Annotated in this window: 1 protein-coding gene; it reads right to left on the bottom strand. The window is 69.5% G+C overall.

What is annotated here, in order from left to right; genetic code table 11:
* The coding region (locus K8612_RS38655) for a condensation domain-containing protein (RefSeq protein ID WP_223765914.1) at positions 1–3,320 on the bottom strand (3,320 nt) is incomplete at both ends.

Raw genomic sequence — 3,320 nt, 5'->3', positions numbered from 1 at the left:
AGGGCCATGGGGCGGGGCCACTCCTCGCGGAGGACGGCCTCGGCCAGGGGCGTGGGCATGAAGCAGGTGGTGATGGCCTCGCGGGCCAGCCACTGAAGCAACTGGGAGGGCTCCGCGCGCACGGCTTCGGGAGGGACGACGAGGCTGGCGCCAGAGGCGAGGGAAGGCCACACCTCCCAGGTGGAAGCGTCGAAGGCGACGCCGGCGGTGAGGGCAGTGGAGTCCTGGGACGACAGCGAGTAGGTGCGCTGGTGCCAGGAGACGAGGTTCATCAACGCGCGGTGGTGGACGGCGACGCCCTTGGGGCGGCCGGTGCTGCCGGACGTATAGATGACGTAGGCCAGGTCCTCCGGGCCCACGGGCGTCACTGGCAGCGGCTGCTGAGTCGCAACAGGCTCCGCTTCAAGCGCGAGGACGCGAGCGGAGAGGGCTGGCAGCGAGTCGCGCAGGTGCTGCTGGGTGAGGAGGACGGAGGCGCCGCAGTCCTCCAGCATGAAGGCAAGGCGCTCCGGAGGGACGCCCGGAGAGACGGGGACGTAGGCCGCGCCCACCTTGAGGGCGGCCAGGAGGCCCGCCACCAACTCCGCAGAGCGCTCCGCGAGGACGGCGACGCGACTGCCCCGGGAGACACCGGCCGCATGCAGTTGGACGGCGAGTCCGTGCGCCCAGTCATCGAGGCCCGCGTAGCTGACGCTTCTGTCCCCCATGCGCACGGCGACGGCGTCCGGAGCACGACGGGCATTCTGCGCGACGACGTGGTGGATGCAGGTGTCGCGAGGGAAGGAGACGTCCGTCTCATTCCACTCGACGAGGAGATGCTGCCGCTCCTCGGCCGTCATGACCTCCAGCGTGGATACGAGGGCATCCGGCTGGGCGGTGAGGGAAGAGAGGAGGACGCCGAAGTGGCGCATGAGGCGCTGGACGGAGGAGGCGTCGAAGAGGTCGGAGCTGTACTCGAGGAAGCCGGTGAGGCCCTGGGGCACCTCGAAGAGGGTGAGGGCCAAATCGAAGCGGGAGGAGTTGCCCTCCAGGGGAATGGGCTGGAAGGCCATGCCCGGAACGCGAAGCGCCTCGGCGGGTGCGTTCTGCAGGACGAGCATCACCTGGAAGAGGGGGCTGCGGCTCAAGTCACGGGAGGGCTGGAGGACCTCCACCAGCTTCTCGAAGGGGACGTGCTGGTGCTCGTAGGCGGCGAGGGTGGTGGCCTTCACCTGGGAGAGAAGCTGGCGGAAGGACTCCTCCGGGCGCACGTGAGCGCGCAACACCAGTGTGTTGACGAAGAAGCCGATGAGGCTCTCGGCTTCGGCGTGGGTGCGGCCCGCGATGGGGGAGCCGACGGAGATGTCGTCCTGTCCGGAGTAGCGCGACAGCAGCAGTTGGAAGGCGGAGAGCAGCAGCATGAAGGGGGTGGCGCCTTCACGCTGGGCGAGGCTGCGCAGCGAGTCCGTCAGGTGCGAGGGGAAGTGCACGGGCAGCGTGGCGCCGCGACGGGACTGCACGGCCGGACGCGGCCGGTCGGTGGGCAGCTCCAGCGCGGCGGGAGCTCCGGCCAACTGGCGCTTCCAGTATCCGAGCTGCGACTCCAGCGTCTCCCCCTGGAGCCACTGACGCTGCCAGAGAGCGAAGTCCGCGTACTGCACGGGCAGCGGAGGAAGAGAAGGCGCCCGGCCGCCACTGAAGGACTCATAGAGGCTCGCCAGCTCACGGATGAGGACGCCCATGGACCAGCCGTCGGAGACGATGTGATGCATCGTCACGAGGAGGACATGGGAGTCCTCCGAGAGCTTGAGGAGGGCCGTACGCAACAGCGGCCCCTGAACGAGATGAAAGGGTTGCCGGGCTTCTCGAGTGGCCAGCCGCAGTGTCTCAGCGTCTCGCTCGGACTCGTTCAAACCGGACAGGTCTTCGATCGGGAGGATCCACTCGGTCGGGGGATGGATGCGCTGGAAGGGCTGGCCCTCCTCTTCGAAGAAGGTGGTGCGCAGCGCTTCGTGCCGCGCCACGAGTGCTTCGAACGCGCGGCGCAAGGCCTCCACATCCAGTCGCCCGAGGAGGCGCAGCGTGACGGGGAGGTTGTAGGAGGCGTCGTCCGGCGCCAACTGGTCCAGGAACCAGAGCCGCTGCTGCGCGAAGGAGAGAGGCTGAGGACCGTCAGTGCGCGTGCGTGTCAGGGGCGGCAGACGCGCACCGGTTGAGGCCCTCTGCAACTTCTCCGCGAGCGCGGCGATGGTGGGGGCCTCGAAGAGGGCACGGAGGGGCAACTCCACGTCGAGCGCGGCGCGCACGCGGGCCACCAACTGCGTGGCAAGCAACGAGTGGCCGCCCAGCTCGAAGAAGTTGTCCGTGCGGCCCACGGTGGGGACGCGCAGCACTTCGCTCCAGAGCGCGGCGAGCCTCTCCTCCAGCGGCGTGGCCGGAGCCTCGTAGGACTGCGAGGCCCGCAGCACGCTGGTGTCCGGAGCCGGAAGGGCCTTGCGGTCCACCTTGCCGTTGGACGTCAGCGGCAGCGCCTCCAGAGGGACGAAGGCGGCGGGCACCATGTACTCAGGCAGGTGCTGCTTGAGGTGGGCGCGGAGGGCGGAGACGTCGAGCGATTCACCCACGACATAGGCCACCAGCCGCTTGTCGCCCGGGGCGTCCTCGCGAGCGAGCACGACGGCGTCCTTCACGGCAGGCGCTGCGCGCAGGGCATTCTCGACTTCACCCAGCTCGATGCGGAAGCCACGCACCTTCACCTGGGCGTCGATGCGGCCAACGAAGTCCAGTTGGCCATCCGCGCGCCAGCGCACCACGTCACCCGTGCGGTAGAGACGAGCCCCCTCCTCGCCGGAGAAGGCATCAGGCACGAAGCGCTCGGCGGTGAGGCCCGGCCGTCCCGCATAGCCACGCGCCACGCCCACGCCGCCGATGTGCAACTCACCGCGCACGCCCACGGGCACCGGCTGCCCGTACGGGTCCAACACGTAGACGCGCACGTTCGCCAGGGGCTTGCCGATGGAGGGCACGTTTCCATCCGCCACCACCTCGCCCAGCGTGGCGATGACGGTGGCTTCAGTGGGGCCGTAGGTATTGAGCAGGCGCCGTCCCGGAGCCCAACGCGCGACGACGTCCACGGGCAGTGCTTCGCCGCCGGAGATGACGGTGCGCACCGCGGGCAGCCCCTCGGAGGACGTGGCTGCCAGCGCCGCGGGGGTGAGGCTGACGACACTCAACTCCTGCTCACGCAGCAGCAGGGGCAGCGGGGCGCCCGGCATCAGCTTCTCCAGCGGCGCGAGCACCAGCGTGGCGCCGTTGCAGAGCGTGGTGAAAATCTCCTCCAC

Source organism: Corallococcus sp. AS-1-6 (assembly GCF_020037015.1).
Lineage (GTDB): Bacteria > Myxococcota > Myxococcia > Myxococcales > Myxococcaceae > Corallococcus.
The sequence above is the reverse complement of the archived record's forward strand: the minus strand, read 5'-3'. Positions and strand labels throughout refer to the sequence as shown.